This window comes from Morganella psychrotolerans, assembly GCF_001676055.1.
Taxonomy (GTDB): Bacteria; Pseudomonadota; Gammaproteobacteria; order Enterobacterales; family Enterobacteriaceae; genus Morganella; species Morganella psychrotolerans_B.
In genome coordinates, this window is record NZ_LZEX01000046.1 from 182,330 (window position 1) to 200,811 (window position 18,482).

18 protein-coding genes, 2 tRNA genes and 1 pseudogene are annotated in these 18,482 nt (G+C 48.2%); 10 read left to right on the forward strand and 11 right to left on the reverse strand.

From position 1 onward, the window contains the following. Nucleotides 1-6 precede the first annotated feature (6 nt). Complete coding sequence (gene catA / locus AYY17_RS20805) at nt 7-648, forward strand: type A chloramphenicol O-acetyltransferase (RefSeq protein WP_067427164.1); 642 nt, start codon at nt 7-9, stop codon at nt 646-648. 180 nt (nt 649-828) lie between these two features. Next, nucleotides 829-993, forward strand: coding sequence for a hypothetical protein (locus AYY17_RS21680; RefSeq protein ID WP_156656752.1), 165 nt, complete (start codon nt 829-831; stop codon nt 991-993). 302 nt (nt 994-1,295) lie between these two features. On the opposite strand, the gene AYY17_RS20810 is transcribed toward AYY17_RS21680, so the two are convergent. Further along, complete coding sequence (locus AYY17_RS20810) at nt 1,296-1,868, reverse strand: helix-turn-helix domain-containing protein (protein WP_067427166.1); 573 nt, start codon at nt 1,866-1,868, stop codon at nt 1,296-1,298. A 93-nt stretch (nt 1,869-1,961) separates the two neighbouring features. Here AYY17_RS20810 and AYY17_RS20815 point away from each other — a divergent pair, with 93 nt between their 5' ends. The 3 genes from AYY17_RS20815 to AYY17_RS20825 all read left to right on the forward strand — a co-directional run bounded on the left by AYY17_RS20815 (nt 1,962) and on the right by AYY17_RS20825 (nt 4,948). Continuing rightward, nucleotides 1,962-3,137 (forward strand): benzoate/H(+) symporter BenE family transporter, encoded by a 1,176-nt coding sequence (locus AYY17_RS20815; RefSeq protein WP_202906443.1) that lies wholly within the window; start codon nt 1,962-1,964, stop codon nt 3,135-3,137. A gap of 97 nt (nt 3,138-3,234) precedes the next feature. Next, nucleotides 3,235-4,005: a GNAT family N-acetyltransferase gene (locus AYY17_RS20820; RefSeq protein ID WP_067427169.1), complete on the forward strand. Its 771-nt coding sequence runs from the start codon at nt 3,235-3,237 to the stop codon at nt 4,003-4,005. Nucleotides 4,006-4,012: 7 nt separating this feature from the next. Then, nucleotides 4,013-4,948, forward strand: a complete 936-nt coding sequence (locus AYY17_RS20825; RefSeq protein WP_067427172.1) for a hypothetical protein — start codon at nt 4,013-4,015, stop codon at nt 4,946-4,948. A gap of 60 nt (nt 4,949-5,008) precedes the next feature. Here the strand turns inward: AYY17_RS20825 and uspF are convergent, their stop codons facing one another. The 7 genes and pseudogenes from uspF to cysZ all read right to left on the reverse strand — a co-directional run bounded on the left by uspF (nt 5,009) and on the right by cysZ (nt 11,311). Then, nucleotides 5,009-5,443 carry a universal stress protein UspF gene (uspF, locus tag AYY17_RS20830; RefSeq protein WP_067404930.1) on the reverse strand — a complete coding sequence of 145 codons (435 nt, stop codon included), beginning with the start codon at nt 5,441-5,443 and terminating at the stop codon, nt 5,009-5,011. A gap of 168 nt (nt 5,444-5,611) precedes the next feature. Beyond that, nucleotides 5,612-5,959, reverse strand: coding sequence for a DUF3024 domain-containing protein (locus AYY17_RS20835; RefSeq protein WP_067427175.1), 348 nt, complete (start codon nt 5,957-5,959; stop codon nt 5,612-5,614). A 354-nt stretch (nt 5,960-6,313) separates the two neighbouring features. Beyond that, nucleotides 6,314-6,823, reverse strand: coding sequence for a PTS glucose transporter subunit IIA (gene crr, locus AYY17_RS20840; protein WP_067404936.1), 510 nt, complete (start codon nt 6,821-6,823; stop codon nt 6,314-6,316). 45 nt (nt 6,824-6,868) lie between these two features. After that, nucleotides 6,869-8,651, reverse strand: a pseudogene (ptsI, locus tag AYY17_RS20845) (phosphoenolpyruvate-protein phosphotransferase PtsI). Nucleotides 8,652-8,774: 123 nt separating this feature from the next. Next, nucleotides 8,775-9,032, reverse strand: a complete 258-nt coding sequence (gene ptsH / locus AYY17_RS20850; protein WP_067360856.1) for a phosphocarrier protein Hpr — start codon at nt 9,030-9,032, stop codon at nt 8,775-8,777. A gap of 274 nt (nt 9,033-9,306) precedes the next feature. Then, on the reverse strand, nt 9,307-10,263 hold the full coding sequence (gene cysK / locus AYY17_RS20855; protein ID WP_067404940.1) for a cysteine synthase A: 957 nt from the start codon (nt 10,261-10,263) through the stop codon (nt 9,307-9,309). Nucleotides 10,264-10,558: 295 nt separating this feature from the next. After that, nucleotides 10,559-11,311 (reverse strand): sulfate transporter CysZ, encoded by a 753-nt coding sequence (gene cysZ / locus AYY17_RS20860; protein WP_067427179.1) that lies wholly within the window; start codon nt 11,309-11,311, stop codon nt 10,559-10,561. 245 nt (nt 11,312-11,556) lie between these two features. On the opposite strand from cysZ, the gene zipA reads away from it, so the two are divergent. The 3 genes from zipA to AYY17_RS20875 all read left to right on the forward strand — a co-directional run bounded on the left by zipA (nt 11,557) and on the right by AYY17_RS20875 (nt 14,924). Continuing rightward, on the forward strand, nt 11,557-12,510 hold the full coding sequence (zipA, locus tag AYY17_RS20865; RefSeq protein ID WP_202906445.1) for a cell division protein ZipA: 954 nt from the start codon (nt 11,557-11,559) through the stop codon (nt 12,508-12,510). A 101-nt stretch (nt 12,511-12,611) separates the two neighbouring features. Then, the gene (gene ligA, locus AYY17_RS20870; protein WP_202906444.1) at nt 12,612-14,645 is read left to right on the forward strand and encodes an NAD-dependent DNA ligase LigA; all 2,034 of its coding nucleotides are present in this window, start codon (nt 12,612-12,614) and stop codon (nt 14,643-14,645) included. Between the two features lie 57 nt (nt 14,646-14,702). Continuing rightward, nucleotides 14,703-14,924 carry a DUF3820 family protein gene (locus AYY17_RS20875; protein ID WP_067404946.1) on the forward strand — a complete coding sequence of 74 codons (222 nt, stop codon included), beginning with the start codon at nt 14,703-14,705 and terminating at the stop codon, nt 14,922-14,924. Here AYY17_RS20875 and AYY17_RS20880 read toward each other — a convergent pair. After that, nucleotides 14,918-15,340 (reverse strand): MarR family winged helix-turn-helix transcriptional regulator, encoded by a 423-nt coding sequence (locus AYY17_RS20880; RefSeq protein ID WP_067360871.1) that lies wholly within the window; start codon nt 15,338-15,340, stop codon nt 14,918-14,920. The two genes, AYY17_RS20875 and AYY17_RS20880, sit on opposite strands and share 7 nt — an antisense overlap. 123 nt (nt 15,341-15,463) lie before the next feature. Between AYY17_RS20880 and AYY17_RS20885 the strand changes: the two genes are divergently transcribed. Then, nucleotides 15,464-16,216, forward strand: a complete 753-nt coding sequence (locus AYY17_RS20885; protein ID WP_067427182.1) for an SDR family NAD(P)-dependent oxidoreductase — start codon at nt 15,464-15,466, stop codon at nt 16,214-16,216. Nucleotides 16,217-16,311: 95 nt separating this feature from the next. Here the strand turns inward: AYY17_RS20885 and AYY17_RS20890 are convergent. Together AYY17_RS20890 and gltX are read right to left on the reverse strand one after the other, a co-directional pair. Continuing rightward, nucleotides 16,312-16,387: transfer RNA gene (locus AYY17_RS20890), tRNA-Ala, on the reverse strand. Between the two features lie 195 nt (nt 16,388-16,582). Then, nucleotides 16,583-17,998: a glutamate--tRNA ligase gene (gene gltX / locus AYY17_RS20895; protein ID WP_067427184.1), complete on the reverse strand. Its 1,416-nt coding sequence runs from the start codon at nt 17,996-17,998 to the stop codon at nt 16,583-16,585. Between the two features lie 342 nt (nt 17,999-18,340). Between gltX and AYY17_RS20900 the strand changes: the two genes are divergently transcribed. Continuing rightward, a tRNA-Val gene (locus tag AYY17_RS20900) sits at nt 18,341-18,416 on the forward strand. The last annotated feature ends 66 nt before the right edge of the window (nt 18,417-18,482 follow it).

The following is an 18,482-nucleotide window of genomic DNA, read 5'->3' on the forward strand; positions in this document are numbered from 1 at the left end:
AATAACATGAACTACACCAAGGTAGATCTTAATACATGGGATCGCAAAGAGCATTTTGAATTTTACCGCCACCGTGTCCTGTGTGGATTTAGTCTGACGAAAAAACTGGATATTACCGCATTACGGGCATCGCTGGCTGAAACACCGTATCAGTTTTATCCGGTGATGATTTATCTGATAACCCGGGTGGTTAATCAGCTGCCGGCATTTCGTCTCGCGATAAAAGAGAATGAATTGATCTGTTGGGAGAGTGTTGACCCGGTGTTTACGGTGTTTCATCAAAAGACAGAAACATTCTCTACATTATGGAGCCGTTACTCAGCGGATATAGCCTGTTTTATGTCGGATTATACCAGGGTTATGGCAGAGCATCAGGATAATATACATATGTTTCCGCAGGGTAATCTGCCGGAAAACCATCTGAATATATCATCATTGCCATGGATTGAATTTGATGGATTTAATTTAAATATAGCTGATTTTACTGATTATTTTTCGCCAATTTTTACAATGGCAAAGTTTTATCAGGAGGGTAACAGAATATTGTTACCGCTTTCAGTACAAGTTCATCATGCCGCCTGTGACGGGTTTCATGTAGCAAAATTTATTAATACGCTACAGTATGCGTGTGATAACTTCATGAAATAAAACAATTAGTTTTATTAAAAACCGTCTTCCGGTCCCGGATAGATGGTTTTTTTTTTATAACTTTTTCGTAATCTGTCATTTCGTTTCAGAACGGTTCAATATTAATATACGATAATCATCCCGCAGTTTGGTAATAGCTATAACAATAAATAAGACATAAAAGCATACATTAAGTATGCAATGACAATATTAACGACACCAGTATCAGCAACACCAGAAGCAGTTATAATAATAGTATTAGTAACACCAGTATTAACAACACCAGAAGCAGTTATAATAATAGTATTAGCAACACCTGTATTAATAACACAAAAATTAACAACACCAAAATTAACAGCACCATAAAAATCAGCAGGATAGCGTTGTTATGCTTGATCGCAGATTAAACAATAAATAAACCGCCATAAATAACAGAAGAGTGTATTCTGAGTGGCATGTTATTCTGTTCAGTACCATGATATTGTTGTTTTTTTTTGATATCTAATCCGCTATATAAGGTATCAGGCTGAACAGTAATTTTATTAAATTATATACCCAACATCATTTAAGTTGCAGCCAACGAACCTGCAGTTTGAATAAATAAGGGTATAAAGTAAGTACGAACCAATAAGTCAGGCGGGGTATATTTATATATCCCGCTTTTTCGTTTATTCAGCATCCGGGCGCGGATAATGAATTAAATTATGCAGTGTCACAATACTCTCTCCCGGATTGGCATAAGCGTGGGGAATATCGGCATGAAAGCGTAATGACTCCCCTGCGCTGACAGCATGCCACTCATCACCCAGTCGTAACTGCAATACACCGTCCATCACAATTACATGCTCAATGACGCCTTTTTCATGAGCACTGGATTCACTGAGTGCGCCGGGCAGTAAATCAATTTTTAATAAATCGACCCGCAATTCATCATCAAACGGAACAAGCGGGGTTACACGCATCCCGGAACGGGTCTGTTCGAATACCGGCAACTGCGCAAAGCGATGCAGTTCCGGCTCCGGCTGTGGTTGTGCGCCTTCAAGAAAAACAGAAAATGCGATATTAAACCCGGTAGCAATTTTCCAGAGCGTCGCGACAGTCGGGCTGGATTGCCCGCGCTCTATCTGTCCGAGCATGGCTTTGCTGACCCCGGTCAGCAGCGCCGCCTGACTGAGGCTCAGCCCGCGCTCAGCGCGCAGTTGTTTAAAGGTTCCGGCAATGGTCGGTGTGATATCCTGCATAAAATAGATTTATTCCTGCTGAAATACATTGTCCGTTATAGCATCCGGTGATACGCTCTTACCGTCTGCTATAACATCCGATGGTGTGTTCCTATGAGTAAGTTAACATTTTTTCGTGCCTTTTCACCAGCAATGATGATGACAGGGCTGGTTGCGGTGCTGATCGGCTATGCCAGTTCCGTGGCTATTATTTTACAGGCACTGAATGTGGCAGGGCTGGATGCCGCGCAAACCGGCAGTTGGCTGATGATGCTGGGTATCGGTATGGGGGTGACAACTATCGGGTTGTCGCTGTGGTACAAAATGCCGGTTCTGACCGCGTGGTCAACGCCCGGGATAGCTCTGCTGGTAACCAGTTTGTCCGGTGTGACTATAAATGAAGCGGTTGGCGTGTTTATTTTTGCCTCCGGTCTGATGTTTCTTTGTGGTATCACCGGTATTTTTGCACGGCTGATGGCGCATATTCCCCGCACTATTGCCTCCGCGATGCTGGCGGGGATCCTGCTGCGTTTCGGGTTGAATGCCTTTGATGCGCTTGAGGTTAATTTTATTCTCTGTGCCGCGATGCTTGCCGCCTATGTTCTGACCCGCCGCCGGTTTCCGCTGTATGCCATTATCGCGACACTGATAACGGGGATCGCGGTTGCCGCGTTGCGTGGTGAACTGCATTTTGTTCAGAGCGGTGCCATATTTACGCTACCGTCATTTGTGATGCCGGAATTCACCCTGACATCTATTATCAGTGTCGGGATCCCGTTTTTTATTGTCTCACTGGCGTCACAGAACGCACCGGGTATTGCGATTTTACAGGCGAACGGCTATCCGCCGCATACCTCAGTATTACTTACCTGGTCATCTCTGGCAGCCTTGCTCCTCGCGCCATGGGGCGGATTCAGTATCTGCATCGCCGCGATCACCGCTGCCGTCTGTATGGCCCCGGATGTTCATCCGGATCCGGCTAAACGCTATATTGCATCCGTCTGGGCAGGGGTATTTTATCTGCTGGCCGGTATTTTCGGCGGCGCTATTTTTATGTTATTTAACGGCTTTCCGGCGGTGCTTATCCATGTGCTGGCGGGGCTTGCGCTGCTGACAACCCTGATGAACAGTCTGCATCAGTCACTGGCTGATGAAAACGGACGGGATGCCGCGGTTATCTGCTTTTTACTGACGGCATCCGGGATAACATTACTGGGGATAAGCTCTGCATTCTGGGGGTTACTCGGCGGGATAGCGGCACATTATCTTCTGGTCAGACACCGGCGGTAAAGGCGCGGTGTATCACTTAACATAGAGATAAGGTATGTGATTAGTCATGTTATAAACTGTATTAATCAAATACCTGTTTTACCGGGAGCGGAGAAAAATGAGTTTACAAGGTTATCTGGCGACTGAACGCCATTTCTGGCGCAATATCGCGCAGTCCTGTACTGATATCAGCGAGTATGCGCAGTGCTATCTGACGCCGCTGCCGGTCCCGGTGTTTAACTATATTTATTTACAGGCCGGTGCGGGGAAAACGGATTTAATGCAGGCGCAGGCTGTGTTTGATAATGGCAGCAAGCCACACTGTCTGGTTACGGAAAAAACCGCGGCTGACTATCTGCATCCGCAGATTGTGGCAGGTGGTTACGAGGCAGATGGTGAAACCAGCGCGATGCACCTGAATATTACACAATGGCAGCCTTTATCCGTACTGCCGCAGGGATGTGACGTCCGGGAAGTCAATCATCAGCTCACTCTCTGGGCTACTCCGCTGGAAGCCGCATTTCCGACAGATGATGGCGCAGATGATATGCCTGATTTCAGTATTATCAGTGATTACATCAGTTATCATCAGCGCGCTATGGAAAAAGGCACCGAACTGCACCACTTTGTGCTGATGTATCACAATGAGCCGGTGAGTTGTATGACACTCTCCATTCTGAATAATGCGGCGCGGATTGACGATCTGGGGACCATCCCTGCTTTTCAGGGAAAAGGGTTCGCGTCATTGTTATTGAATCATGCACTGACATTATGCCGTACACGGGGAGTAAGTGATTGCTATCTGGAAGCCTCTTCTGAAGGCCTGGAATTATATAAAAAGCATGGCTTCCGGACACTGTTTGAGTATTGTTTTTATATCAAAGGGTAAATACACCATGAAATCACCATTCTGTTTTCTGTTATCGGGCTGTGTGTTTATGTCAGCGGCAGGATGGGCAGAGATTGTGCCCGGGGCTGTTCAATCCGGTTCACTGGCGCGCCGGGACGGCAGCGACGCACACTATTATATTTTGCATCAGCAGGCAGAACCAACACGAAGATTATTAGTGCTGATGCAGGGCTCTGATTGTAACAGTGCGAAAAACAACCGCTTTATGATTGATACCTTCGGCGGTGCCTTTGCGGATCATGACATTTTGCTGGTGGAGAAATACGGCATTACAGATGCGCTGGCGTATGATAACAGTGATGGTGAGCGGGAAGATTGTCCGGTGGAAACCATGTTTAATGATACGCTTTCCGTGCGTGTCAGCGATTACACCGCAGTCCTGAACCGGCTGAAAGGGGATTATGATTCAGTGGTGGTGTTGGGCGGCAGTGAAGGCGCCACAGTGGCTGAACATGTGGGATTGGCTTCCCCGGTTGTCAGCGCCGTGGTTGCGGTGAACGGGGGCGGGCGCTATTTCCTTGATGATGTCACGTACAGTTTTCGGCGTGGCCCGAAACCTTTGGCTGAGAGCGATATTGTCGGCTTTGTTGAATTTACGGATGCGGTGAAGAAAAATGAGGTTCCGGGCGATTTACTGGTCAGTCAGCATGGTGTTCGCTGGTGGCGTGAATTTTTGGCGGTGGATACGCAGCAGGTATTAAACGATCAGAAAAAACCTGTTTTGGTTATTCAGACGCTGAATGATACTAATGTGAATGTTCCGTCATTTAAACAGATGCAGAAAGAAGTCGTGGATCCGCAGGTGACGTTTAAGACTTTTGATAATCTGGATCATTACTTTAAGGATGAAGAAGGGCAGCGACAAACCACTCAGATTCTGATGGCAATCCGTGACTGGTATGAGGGACAGGAGCCTGAATGACGTTGAGTATATAAAACAAACGCCCGTAAAAACGGGCGTTGAGTCAGGCATTGCCGGTGATCAGCGGACAACCAGGACTGAGGTGTGTGCGTAACGCACAACCGCCGCAGCATTGGAGCCGAGCAGATAAGTCGACATGTCCGGGCGGCGTGAGCTGATGACAATCAGGTCGCTTTCCAGAGTATCAGCCAGTTTCAGGATCTGATCTTTTGGTGAACCGGAGACCACATGCAGCTCAACCTGCTCCGGTGGCAGTCCGAAATCACTGATCATTTTCGCCAGTTGCTCTTTTGCACTGTCTAAGATTTCATCTTTTTCCGGCAGTGTTGCCGCGTAAGCGATACCAAAAGAGGCAAAATGGGAGAACGACGGAATGACACTGATAAAGTGAATTTTTGCGTTTTCAAATTTGGCTAATGTCTGAATCGTCGGAATGACTTCACGGGTAAGTCCGGTTTCTGAAATATCGATTGGTACAATAATCGTTTTGTACATACATCCCCCTCAATCTGAAAGCAGGCTAATCTGACTGGTAACTGAATCAAACCAGCTGACTAAACTATACTAAAAGCAATAATAGCCGGTGTTTGATGCACTATACGTGAAAACGATCATACTTCACAATTAAACCCCTTAAGGGAGCTTAATTGTGTGATGTGGTAATTAATTAAAAATAAAACGGTCGGATTTATCATCCAGGATCAGTTTCAGCTGAGCCGTCAGTGAGCCGGCGACACTGTCCGGCCAGACCTGCCATTTGTTATTTTCCACATAAAAAAGCTGCCAGGTGTCATCAGACTCTGACCATGTCAGCCGGGCAATTTGTTTTTCAATGATTTGCGGGGAACCGCACGGGCAAACGAGTTGTTTCTGATAAATCAGTACATTGTTGTCATCGGTGCGGTACTGAACATCAAATTCATCAGGGATATGACCATTCGGCCAGAGGCGCTCGGTAAACAGGCGCATATTTTGTTTTATCTGCTGTGTCTGAACTGAGTTAAATTCCATAGCATTACCATTTTGTGACGAACGAAAATTAGAACAACCCGCTGTATCAACCGGTTTATGATGATTGATAAGGTCGTTTCAGGCAGAGCATTATCTGCGTGATTCGGGGACCGCCACGGGAGATCATGTTAGCGCATTTCACGGAGCTGAGAAATACTTTTCCGGGTTATCCTTTAACGGGCATATAACTATACAACTATATTAATCAATCAAAGGAAAACGAACCGTTAACGGCGGGTGAGAAAATACGGGGAATGGTAAGGCGGGCACAGGAAAACAGGGATTGTGCATAAAAAAACGGCTTTCCTCAGAAAGCCGCTCTTTTACCGGATTCAGACGCAGATCAGAATCGGCTTATTTTTTGATTTTAATAATCACCGTCTCACCGACAGTGACAGAGCCGGTCATTTTGACCATCTCTTTTATTTCATCCATATTGGAAATAACCACCGGTGTCAGAGTGGATTTGGCTTTTTCTTCCAGCAGTGCCAGGTCAAATTCAAGCACTAAATCACCTTTCTGTACGCGCTGGCCTTCTTCCGCAATACGTTTGAAGCCTTCACCTTTGAGTTCAACTGTGTCGATACCAAAGTGAACAAACAGCTCAATCCCGCTGTCCGACTCAATAGAGAACGCGTGGTTGGTTTCAAAAATCTTGCCGATAGTACCGTCAACAGGGGCGACAATCTTGTTACCCGAAGGTTTGATGGCAATACCATCACCAACAATTTTTTCAGCAAAAACAACGTCAGGCACATCTTCGATATTCACAATTTCACCGGAAAGCGGCGCTACGATCTCAATCGTGCCGCTATCTTTTTTATCGTCTGAAACCAATGATTTCAGTTTGTCAAACAGACCCATGAATACTCTCCTAAGTGTTGATACGGGACCGGGCGTGAATTTGGCTTAGTGCAATGTTCTTAAAAACCGGATTCTGAGAACCCGGTTTTCAAATCTGATGTTCAGCACAGCGTTTTTTTCTTTGGTGAATGTATCCACCAACGCCATCAGTTCTGTGGCCGTAGGCTGAGTCAATGCCAGTTCCGCCAGCGTTTTCGCATCTTCGTAATGGGTATTACGGATCAGCTTTTTGATACGCGGAATCGCTATCGGACTCATACTAAATTCATCTAAACCCATGCCCAGCAACAATAATGTTGCACGCTCATCACCCGCCAGCTCACCGCACATACCAGTCCATTTTCCTTCCGCATGGGAAGCATCAATGACTTGTTTGATAAGGTTCAGCACCGCAGGAGACATCGGGTTGTAGAGGTGCGAAATCAGTTCATTTCCGCGATCCACTGCCAGAGTATACTGCGTCAGGTCGTTGGTTCCAATACTGAAAAAATCGACTTCTTTTGCAATGTGACGTGCATTCACTGCCGCCGCCGGGGTTTCGACCATGATACCAACTTCGATAGTTTCATCAAAAGGTTTCTGCTCGTCACGTAATTGCTGTTTCATTTCTGCCACGATTTTATTGAGTTCGCGGACTTCTTCGACGGATATGACCATCGGGAACATGATGCGCAACTTTCCGAAAACAGAGGCACGTAAAATCGCACGCAACTGAGTATCGAGAATTTCACGGCGATCAAAACAGATGCGGATTGCACGCCAGCCGAGGAACGGGTTTTCCTCTTTCGGCAGATTCATATACGGCAGGTCTTTATCACCGCCGATGTCCATGGTGCGGACAATAATAGCTTCATCCGGCATCGCCTGTGCGACCTCTTTATAGGCGCGGAACTGTTCTTCTTCTGTCGGCAGGGAATCCCGGTCCATAAACAGGAACTCGGTACGGTACAAACCGACGCCTTCTGCGCCGTTGCGCTCAGCACCCGGCATATCGCGCACAGTACCGATATTCGCACACACTTCGACCTGATGACCGTCCAGAGTGATAGCAGGGAGATCTTTGAGTTTTGCCAGCTCAGCTTTTTCTGCCAGATAATCATCGCGCACTTCTTTCATACGCTCGATGTCATCGTCAGACGGCTGAAGATAAATCTGGTTATTGACGGCATCCAGGATCAGATAATCGCCGCTTTTAATACTTTCGGTGGCATTCACGGTGCCGACAATTGCCGGAATTTCCAGGGAACGCGCCATGATTGACGTATGAGATGTACGTCCGCCGATATCGGTAATAAAGCCCAGTACATTTTTCAGATTGAGCTGTGCGGTTTCTGACGGCGTCAGATCTTTGGAGACTAAAATCACCGGCTCAGAAATGGCGCTCAGGTCAACGATAGGCATACCGAGAATATTTTTCAGCAGGCGTTTGCCGATGTCACGGACATCTGCGGCGCGCTCTTTCAGGTACTCATCATCCAGACCTTCAAGGGCTATCGCCTGCTCTTCAATCACATGATTAGCAGCGTAATCCGCTGTTTTTTTGCTTTTGATGATATCGACGATTTCATTTTCCAATTCTTCGTCTTCGAGCAGCATGATGTGGCCTTCAAAAATATCTGCTTTGTCAGCACCGAGATTTTTTTTCTGCCAATTCTTTTATTGCATTCAGCTGCACGGACGCTTTATCGCGACCGTCGGTAAAACGCCGGATTTCAGCATCAATCTGTTCAGCAGAAATCGATTTCTGGCTGATAATGATAGGTTCTTCTTTGAGTAATAACGCTTTACCAAAAGCGATTCCCGGTGAAACAGAGATTCCTGAAACCATAATAAATACCTTCAGCTTACTGGGGGACGCGCAGCACTGCGGGTGTGCACGTCTCCGGAAACGGGTAATCCCTGAACATGTTAAACAGCTTCAGGGATCCTGACAGGGAGGACGGTTAGCGGATTACTCCAGCTCACCCATCAGTTTGACGAGGTGTTCCACTGCTTTCTGCTCATCTTCGCCTTCTGCGGCGATAGTCACAACGGTGCCCTGAGTCAGGCCTAATGTTTGCAGCTTGAACAGGCTTTTCGCGCTGGCGCTTTTGCCGCCGGAAGTCAGTGTAATGTCAGAAGTGAATGTTTTTGCTTCTTTGACAAACTGAGCTGCAGGGCGTGTGTGCAGACCGTTAGGTGCCGTAATGGTGACTTCTTGCTGATACATAGGGTTACCTCATCGTTAGTAATTTTTGCCGGCGGTTATATTGTGTGTATTACAGTAATCATAGCCGGAGCAGATAAAATAGCACAACCCGGAGATTCGACATACGTTATCAGTGTCATTATTTTGGGCTGTGAAATAATTATATTTTTAATACTAAACAACCGCGCAAAAATCACCCCGGAGAGTGCCAAAACTTGATCTGTTGCACAAAAAAAGCACCCGGAGAGGGTGCTTTCAGTGTCAGACAGGACGGGAACTGAATCCGTTCAGTCGATTATTTTTCGGCAATATCAGCGAATAATGCGGTACTCAGATAACGTTCACCGGAAGATGGCAGGATAACTACGATATTTTTGCCTTTAAATTTATCTTCTTTTGCCAGACGTTCAGCGGCAATTACCGCCGCACCGGAAGAGATACCGGCGAGAATACCTTCGCGCTCCATCAGTTTGCGGGCAGTGGCAAAGGCGTCTTCGTTACTGACCAGTTCAACACGGTCGATCAGGCTTAAATCCAGGTTGCCCGGGATAAAACCTGCGCCAATGCCCTGAATTTTGTGCGGACCCGGTTTGATCTCTTCACCGGCCAGCGCCTGGGTGATAACCGGTGAGTCTTCCGGTTCAACCGCGACGATTGTCACGTCTTTTTTGCCTTTGATGTTTTTCAGGTAGCGGGCAATACCGGTGATCGTTCCGCCGGTGCCTACACCTGCCACAATCACATCGACATTACCGTCAGTATCTTCCCAGATTTCAGGACCCGTGGTTTTTTCATGGATAGCCGGATTTGCCGGGTTACTGAACTGCTGTAAAACGATATAACGGGACGGATCGCGCGCGCTGATTTCATCGGCTTTTTCAATCGCACCTTTCATGCCTTTTGCGCCTTCTGTCAGTACCAGGTCAGCACCCAGAGCTTTCAGCAGTTTGCGGCGCTCAATACTCATGGTATCGGGCATGGTCAGAGTCAGTTTATAACCGCGGGCGGCGGCAACATAAGCCAGTGCAATCCCGGTGTTACCGCTGGTCGGTTCAACCAGTTCCACGCCGGGCTTTAAGATCCCGCGCTTTTCCGCATCCCAGATCATATTGGCACCGATCCGGCATTTCACACTGAAACTCGGATTACGGGATTCCACTTTTGCCAGAATATTACCGTGGCCGAAATGCTTCAGGCGAACCAGCGGTGTATGACCAATGGTTAACGAATTATCTTCATATATCTTACTCATCGGTTTTCCTTAAACAGTTATTCATAATCGGACTATACCCGTCATACCTCAGGATGCTGTTGACTGAATTTATCGCCTGCCTGCATTCTGAATGACTTGGGTAGATTCATAATCGGACTAAATATGAATCAACATTACCCTCTGGCATAGGGAAAGGAAATACATAATCGATCTAACCTTATAACTATATGGATTGGTTATACCAAAATAGAATATATAATCGATGTATATAACAAGGCAGAAAAACACGGCAGGGCGGAATGATTACCGCCCGGCGCGGGGAAATGACGGGATATCAGTCGCGGACAAACTGTGTGCGGTAGCGATCCACCCACAGCGCAGTTGCGCCGCAGACGGCAGCCGGCATGATAAACAGGTTCACAAACGGGATCATCGTCAGCACGCTGACCAGCGAACCAAACTGGAGGTTGGTCATGTTATCGCGGCGCAGCGTCTGTTTCATCGCCGGAAAACTGACTTTATGGTTATCGAACGGGAAATCGCCGTACTGAACTGACATCATCCAGGCACCAAAAATAAACCACAGTACCGGAGCAATAGTCTGACCGATGCCGGGAATGAAAAACAGAACCAGGAGAACAAGGGCGCGGGGAATGTAATACAGTAATTTGACCATTTCCCGTTTCAGAATACGCGGAATATCTTTTACCAAATCCGCATAGCCCTGATCCGGTGCCGGGCGTCCGGTCAGCTCTGCTTCCAGTTTTTCAGCCAGCCAGCCATTAAACGGAGAGGCAATAATATTGGCTATCGTACTGAAAAAATAGCTAAATACTAATAAAATGGATATAACGGCAACCGGCCAGATAAGGTAGTCCAGCCACTGTAACCAGCCCGGAATTTTTGCCGTCAGCCATGAGATCCAGCCGCCGAACCGGCTGAATAACCACCAGAGCGCACCGCCCATAACAATAATATTGGCGAGCAGCGGTAAAATAACAAAGGCCCGGATACCCGGACGCATCATCAGCCGCCATCCTTGAGCGACATACGCGAAGCCGCTGAGCGACCTGACTGGATTTATCATACTTCCTATTCACTCCTATGATTGGAAAACGTTATACTAGCAGATGAAACAAAAAATTTGTCTTACCGCCGACGAAATGTCAGGATGTAAATCAGTCAAAAAGAGCAATTAAATGCTCATTATTGCAATAAATATTGCAAGAAATGCGTGCAGGGACTTGAACTTAACATCGTTGACAAATACTCTGGTAATCAAATGATAGTATTTTGCCATGGTGGCCTTTAATTTAAACAACAGAGATAGCACTGATGCAAGATTTGCGTCTGATATTAATCGTTGTGGGTGCGGTAGCAATCATCGCATTGTTACTTCACGGACTGTGGACGAGCCGCAAAGAGCGCTCATCCCTGTTTCGCGCGCGTCCCATGAAGCGTCGAAAACACGAACCGCAGGATGATGCCGCTGATGAACACTCAGAGGCACGGGATCTCCGTCATTCTGCTTTGCCGGAAAATACGCCGGCGCAGACCGACTCACAGGATCCTCTGTTATCTGCGGGTAATATGTATCCGCCGTCAGAGCCGGTGGTGCCTTCTGTTTTGCCGAAGCCGGTTGCTGAACGCCGTCCGGTTAAATCCCCTGAATCTGAGCCACAGATTGGTTTATTTGATGCCATCGAGCAGGAAGTTCATACAGAGCCTGTCCCGCAAGTGCTGACCACCGGCGCGGAGGTGACTGCGGCAGAACCGGATGCGCCGCAGGATAACGAACCCGCACCAGTGTCTGCACCGCAGGAGCAGGAACAACCTGCCGCTAAAAACAGCGGCGCGGAAAAAGAACTGGTGCTGGCACTGTTTGTTGCCGCGCATCAGGGACAGCTTATCGCCGGTGAGACACTGCGTATTGCTGTCGAACAGGCGGGTTTCCGTTTCGGTGCCATGAATATTTATCACCGCCATGTTGATCCTGCGGGCAGCGGACCTGTGCTGTTCAGTCTGGCAAATATGGTGAATCCGGGAACCTTTGTGCCCGAGCAGATGGATGCCATTGAAACGCCCGGTGTGGCGATGTTTATGATGGTACCGTCATACGGCGATGCGAATCAGAACTTTAAGCTGATGTTGCAGGCCGGACAGCGTATCGCCGCAGATGTGGGCGGTGTGGTACTTGATGAGGAACGTAAGATATTAACACCGCAGAAAATTGAGGTGTATAAAGCGCGTATCCGCAAAGTCCTTGTCGGTACTCCTCAGTCCTGACTAATTATATACTTAACGCATTATCAAACCCCCGCCTGCCGGGGGTTTTTTTTTAGCGGTAGTCAGGTATAATCCGGTATAAAACAGACTGACAGATAACGATGATGCCAAAAAATAACCAGAACAATACAGAAAACGATATAGAACAGCTGCGCGCCACGCTGCGCCATCACGAGTACTGTTATCATGTGCTGGATAACCCGCAGGTACCGGATGCGGAATATGACCGCCTGATGCAGCGCCTGAAAACGATGGAAGCGGAAAATCCGGCGCTGATCACCCCGGATTCTCCGACACAGCGCGTCGGTGCTGCACCACTGAGTGCATTTGAGCAGGTGCGCCATGAAATTCCTATGCTGTCACTCGATAATGTGTTCGATGAAGAGAGCTACCTGGCGTTTGACAACCGGGTGCGCGATCGCCTGAAAGATACACAGGATCTGACATTTTGCTGTGAACTGAAACTGGATGGTCTGGCTGTCAGTCTTCTGTATGTCAACGGTAGCCTGCTTCAGGCGGCAACGCGGGGTGACGGCACCACCGGTGAAAATATTACGGCCAATGTCCGGACTATCCGCGCTATTCCGCTGAAATTGCGCGGAGATAATATCCCGGATCGTATTGAGATCCGTGGCGAAGTGTTTATGCCGCAAAAAGGCTTTGAGGCAATGAATGACGAAGCCCGGCGTACCGGCGGAAAAATATTTGCCAATCCGCGCAATGCGGCAGCCGGTTCTTTGCGCCAGCTTGACCCGCGCATTACTGCCAAACGTCCGCTGACCTTTTTCTGTTACGGCGTTGGTGTGACTGAGGGCGCAGTATTGCCCGGCAGCCATTATGAGCGCCTGCAACAATTTAAAGCGTGGGGACTACCGGTCAGTGACCGGGTTCAGCGCTGTACCGGCAGTCAGGCGGTACTGGATTTTTATCATCAGGTGGAAGAGAGCCGTCCGCAGCTGGGTTTTGACATCGACGGCGTGGTTATCAAAGTGGATTCTGTCGCGCAGCAGGAAATACTGGGCTTTGTGTCCCGGGCTCCCCGCTGGGCAACCGCGTTTAAATTTCCGGCACAAGAGCAGATGACCATTGTCCGTGATGTGGAATTCCAGGTCGGCAGGACAGGGGCAATTACCCCCGTGGCACGTCTTGAGCCGGTTCTGGTAGCGGGCGTCATCGTCAGCAATGCCTCACTGCATAACGCAGATGAAATCAGCCGTCTGGGGCTTAAAATTGGTGATACGGTGGTTATCCGCCGTGCCGGTGATGTTATCCCGCAGGTTGTGGGTGTGGTTGAATCAGAGCGCCCCTCTGATGCCCGTGAGATAGTCTTTCCGCTGCATTGTCCTGTGTGCGGGTCTGATATTGAGCGTGTGGAAGGCGAAGCCGTGGCACGTTGTACCGGCGGGCTGATTTGCGGTGCACAGCGCAAAGAAGCGCTCAAGCATTTTGTCTCCCGCCGTGCCATGGATGTGGACGGATTAGGGGATAAAATTATTGATCAGCTGGTGGATGCTGAGTATGTACAAACGCCGGCAGATTTATGGCGTCTGACTCCGGGAAAACTGACAGGGCTGGACAGAATGGGGCCAAAGTCGGCGGAAAAACTGACTGACGCGCTGGCGGCATCAAAGCAGACCACGTTTGCCCGCTTTCTTTATGCCCTGGGGATACGTGAAGTCGGTGAAGCAACCGCTGCAAACCTGGCGGAGCACTTTAAAACGCTTGATGCATTACAGGCCGCAGATACCGATGCACTGAAAACGGTGCCGGATGTGGGTGATGTGGTTGCAAAGCATGTGGTGAATTTTCTGCGGGAGAGCCATAACCGGGATGTCATTACGGATCTGACACAAAATATCGGTATTCACTGGCCGGAGGTTGTTGCTGTGGATGCAGCTGCGCTGGATAATCCGTTTGCCGGGAAAGTCGTGGTATTGACCGGGTCATTGCAGATACTGACCCGTGATGAGGCAAAAGACCGCCTGACCGCGCTGGGGGCAAAAGTCTCCGGCAGTGTATCGAAGAAAACTGACCTTGTGATTGCCGGCGAAGCGGCGGGCTCCAAACGGGCAAAAGCCGAAGAACTGGGCGTTCGCGTGATAGATGAAAATGAATTTATCGCGATGCTGAACTGACGCTCAATAGAAAACGGTCTTCTGCGGAAGACCGTTTAAACCACCTCAGGTGAGATGATGAATAAAGAAGATTTAGTGTCCATCGCGAACACTGTTATGCCTTTTGGTAAATACAAAGGTTGCTGTTTAATCGACCTGCCCGAAGAGTATCTGCTTTGGTTTGCGCGTAAAGACAGTTTTCCCGAAGGACGTTTAGGTCAGCTGATGCAAATTACCCTCACCATTAAAATTGAAGGTTTAAGTGGCCTGATAAAACCGCTCAAACGACCGTCTCACTGATCACGTGTCAGTGCATCAATAACCTTCTGGCTCAATATACGAAACTGACGCTGCTCATCTTCATCAAGACTTGCAAATACTTTTTCCGCATTACGGGTTCGTCCGATCGCCGCATGTGAAAGAAATTCCTCACCTTCAGGTGTCAGCTGGGTAACCAGCTCGCGTTTATCCATTTCAGACTGATACTGAGAAACAAACAGGTGCTTTTTCAGTGCCCGCAGTGATTTAGAGACATTCTGGCGTGAAATCCCCAGTTTTTGACTCAGATCTGACGGCGTCAGATCACCCTGAAGGCGCAACATTTCCATCACATCGTACTGTGCCCATGTCACCTTTTCCGGTGAGTAAATAGTACGTTGTGCGACTAATGTACACTGCAACAATGACAGTGTATTTTCCAATTCCTTGAATGACATAACACCTCCCTTTTATTGTCGCCTTTAGTGTAGCTGAAAGGTAAAAATAGGAAAAGAAAGTTGATTAACGAAAGTTAATTAATTATGCTGATAATTAACTAAAGTTAATTAAAAGGGAGCGATATGAATGATTTTAAACAGAAGATTATCCTGATAACCGGCGCAAGCACCGGTATTGGTGAAGGAATAGCACGTGAATTACTCAGCAGGGGCGCTAAAGTTGCGATTACCGGGCGTAATTCCGATAACCTCAAAAAGGCAATAAATGAGTGGGATCCTACGGGGGATAGCGTGCTGCCGATCACAGCAGATGTACGTAATTTAAGCGATTGTGAGCGTATGGTGACTACCGTGCTGGAAAAATTTGGAGCATTACACGGCTTGGTGAACAACGCAGGTGTGACCGGTCCTCATGGTGTCAAAATTGAAGACTACGATTTTGAGGCCTGGCAGGATGTGATAAATACGGATGTAACCGGGACATTTCTGGGAATGAAATTCGGGATCCCGGCAATTGTTAAAAACGGTGGTGGTGCCGTGGTTAATTTATCCGCTTGCAATGGTATTACGGGGATTGCCGGTATCGCGCCTTATACAGCGGCCAAGCATGCTGTACTGGGACTGACCCGTGCGGTGGCACTGGAATATGCGGAGCAGGGCGTGCGGGTGAATGCGGTCGGGCCGGGCTATGTGGCGACTCCGGATATTCTGGCATTACCACAGGATGTTCAGACAATGATGGCAGAAAGCCACCCGATGAAACGCATGGCAACACGGGAAGATGTTGCCAAAATGGTTGCATTCTTATTATCCGACGACAGTCGTTTCTGTACCGGAGGATTTTATCCGGTTGATGGCGGATACACGGCACAATAGTCTGAGAACAGTAACGTAGTGAAAATGAGCGGGACAGCTTGCGAAATGGATTATCTGTAAAAACGAAACCCCGGTCACAGACCGGGGTTTGAATTTGGTGGAGCTAAGGGGGATCGAACCCCTGACCTCTTGCATGCCATGCAAGCGCTCTCCCAGCTGAGCTATAGCCCCGATAAAATTCACCGGACGCTGCGCATAATAGGCAACGTTCCCTGAGCTGTCAACGGCTTAATATGAAAATCGTGTACAACCGATGAAAAAGCCGTCAATCAGGGTAAATAACACAAACGCAGTATTATCCTTGTGAAAACGCCCTGCAAAAAGCAGGGCGCTATCTATATAGCAGATCGATGGCAGGGCAGGTAATTACTGTGCTTCGCGCTCAGCAATAAAGGCCAGCGCCATATCAATACGGGCGAGCGAACGCGCCTGCCCGATAGCATGAACAGTGACATCGAGGCCCGGAGACTGACCGGCACCGGTCACAGCAACGCGCAGCGGCATCCCGACTTTACCCATTCCGATTTCCAGTTCATCAGCGGTTGTCTGAATAGCGTTGTGAACCTCTTCAGGTGTCCAGGTTGTCAGCGCAGCCAGTTTAGCTCTCACCAGTTCCAGAGGTTGGCGTGCAACCGGGCGCAGGTGTTTTTTCGCGGCATCTGCATCAAAGCTGTCAAAATCTTCATAGAAGTAGCGGCAGGTTTCTGCCATTTCTTTCAGTGTTTTGCAGCGCTCGCCGAGCAGACGAACCAAATCAGCCAGTTGCGGACCATTACGGGTATCAATCCCGGCTTGTTCAATATGCCATTGCAGATACACGGCAACTTCTTCGGCAGGCATGCTGTTAATATAGTGATGGTTCAGCCACTGTAATTTTTCAGTATTAAAGGCACTGGCGGATTTACTGACGGCATCCAGGGTAAATAACTCAGTCATCTCTTCGATACTGAAAATTTCCTGGTCACCGTGCGCCCAGCCCAGGCGTACCAGATAGTTCAGCAGCGCGTGCGGCAGATAGCCATCATCACGATACTGCATTACACCTACAGCGCCGTGGCGTTTGGATAATTTTTTACCGTCGTCACCGTTGATCATGGAGACGTGCGCGTAAACAGGAACCGGTGCGCCTAGTGCTTTAAGGATATTGATTTGGCGCGGGGTGTTGTTGATATGATCTTCACCACGGATGACATGGGTGATTTCCATGTCGCGGTCATCGACAACCACACAGAAATTGTAGGTAGGTGAACCATCAGTACGGCGAATGATTAAATCATCCAGTTCCTGATTGCTGAATTCAATCGGCCCGCGGATTTTGTCATCAAAAATAACTGAACCTTCCTGCGGGTTCGCAAAGCGCACCACATGTGGCTCATCTGCGCTGTGATTATGGTTGTTACCACGGCAGCAGCCGTCATAACGCGGCTTTTCATTATTTGCCATCTGGTTTTCACGCAGAGTTTCCAGGCGCTCTCTGGAACAGTAACAGCGATATGCTGTCCCTTTTTCGATCATAGTGTCGATCACTTCATTGTAGCGATCAAAACGTTTGGTCTGATAATACGGACCTTCATCCCAGTCCAGGTTTAACCAGTTCATTCCGTCCATAATGGCGTCGATCGCTTCCTGAGTTGAACGCTCAAGATCAGTATCTTCTATACGTAAGACGAACTCACCATGGTTGTGGCGGCTGTATAGCCAGGAATAAAGAGCGGTACGGGCACCGCCCACATGCAGGTAGCCGGTCGGGCTGGGTGCAAAACGGGTTTTTACTTTACTCATTGGAATGCCTTTCATAACGTCTGTGTCAGACGTAGTAGATGATGAAGTAGTAAGTATGCTGAGGATATTTTAGCACTGAGACATAATTCCTCAATGAAAAGGACAAAAGAAGGCCGAAAAAGTCCTTTTCTGCGGCGGAATACGAAAAATACATGATAAAACAGGCTGTTTTTGCAGTGACTGATCTGAAGAGTGTCACGAAATGCCCGGTTTTTGCTTACTATCTGTGCGCGGGCGATTATAATTAGATCAGGGTGACTAAAATTAGAACGAACGATCATTTTCTTTCGAAAAATCGTTGACTCAAACGCAGGGATCCCTATAATGCACCTCCATCACGACGGGCGATTAGCTCAGTTGGTAGAGCATCTCCCTTACAAGGAGGGGGTCACTGGTTCGAGCCCGGTATCGCCCACCATTCATAATGAGCGTTGTATTGATGTAAGTTGTAGTCATCCTGAAGTGGGCGATTAGCTCAGTTGGT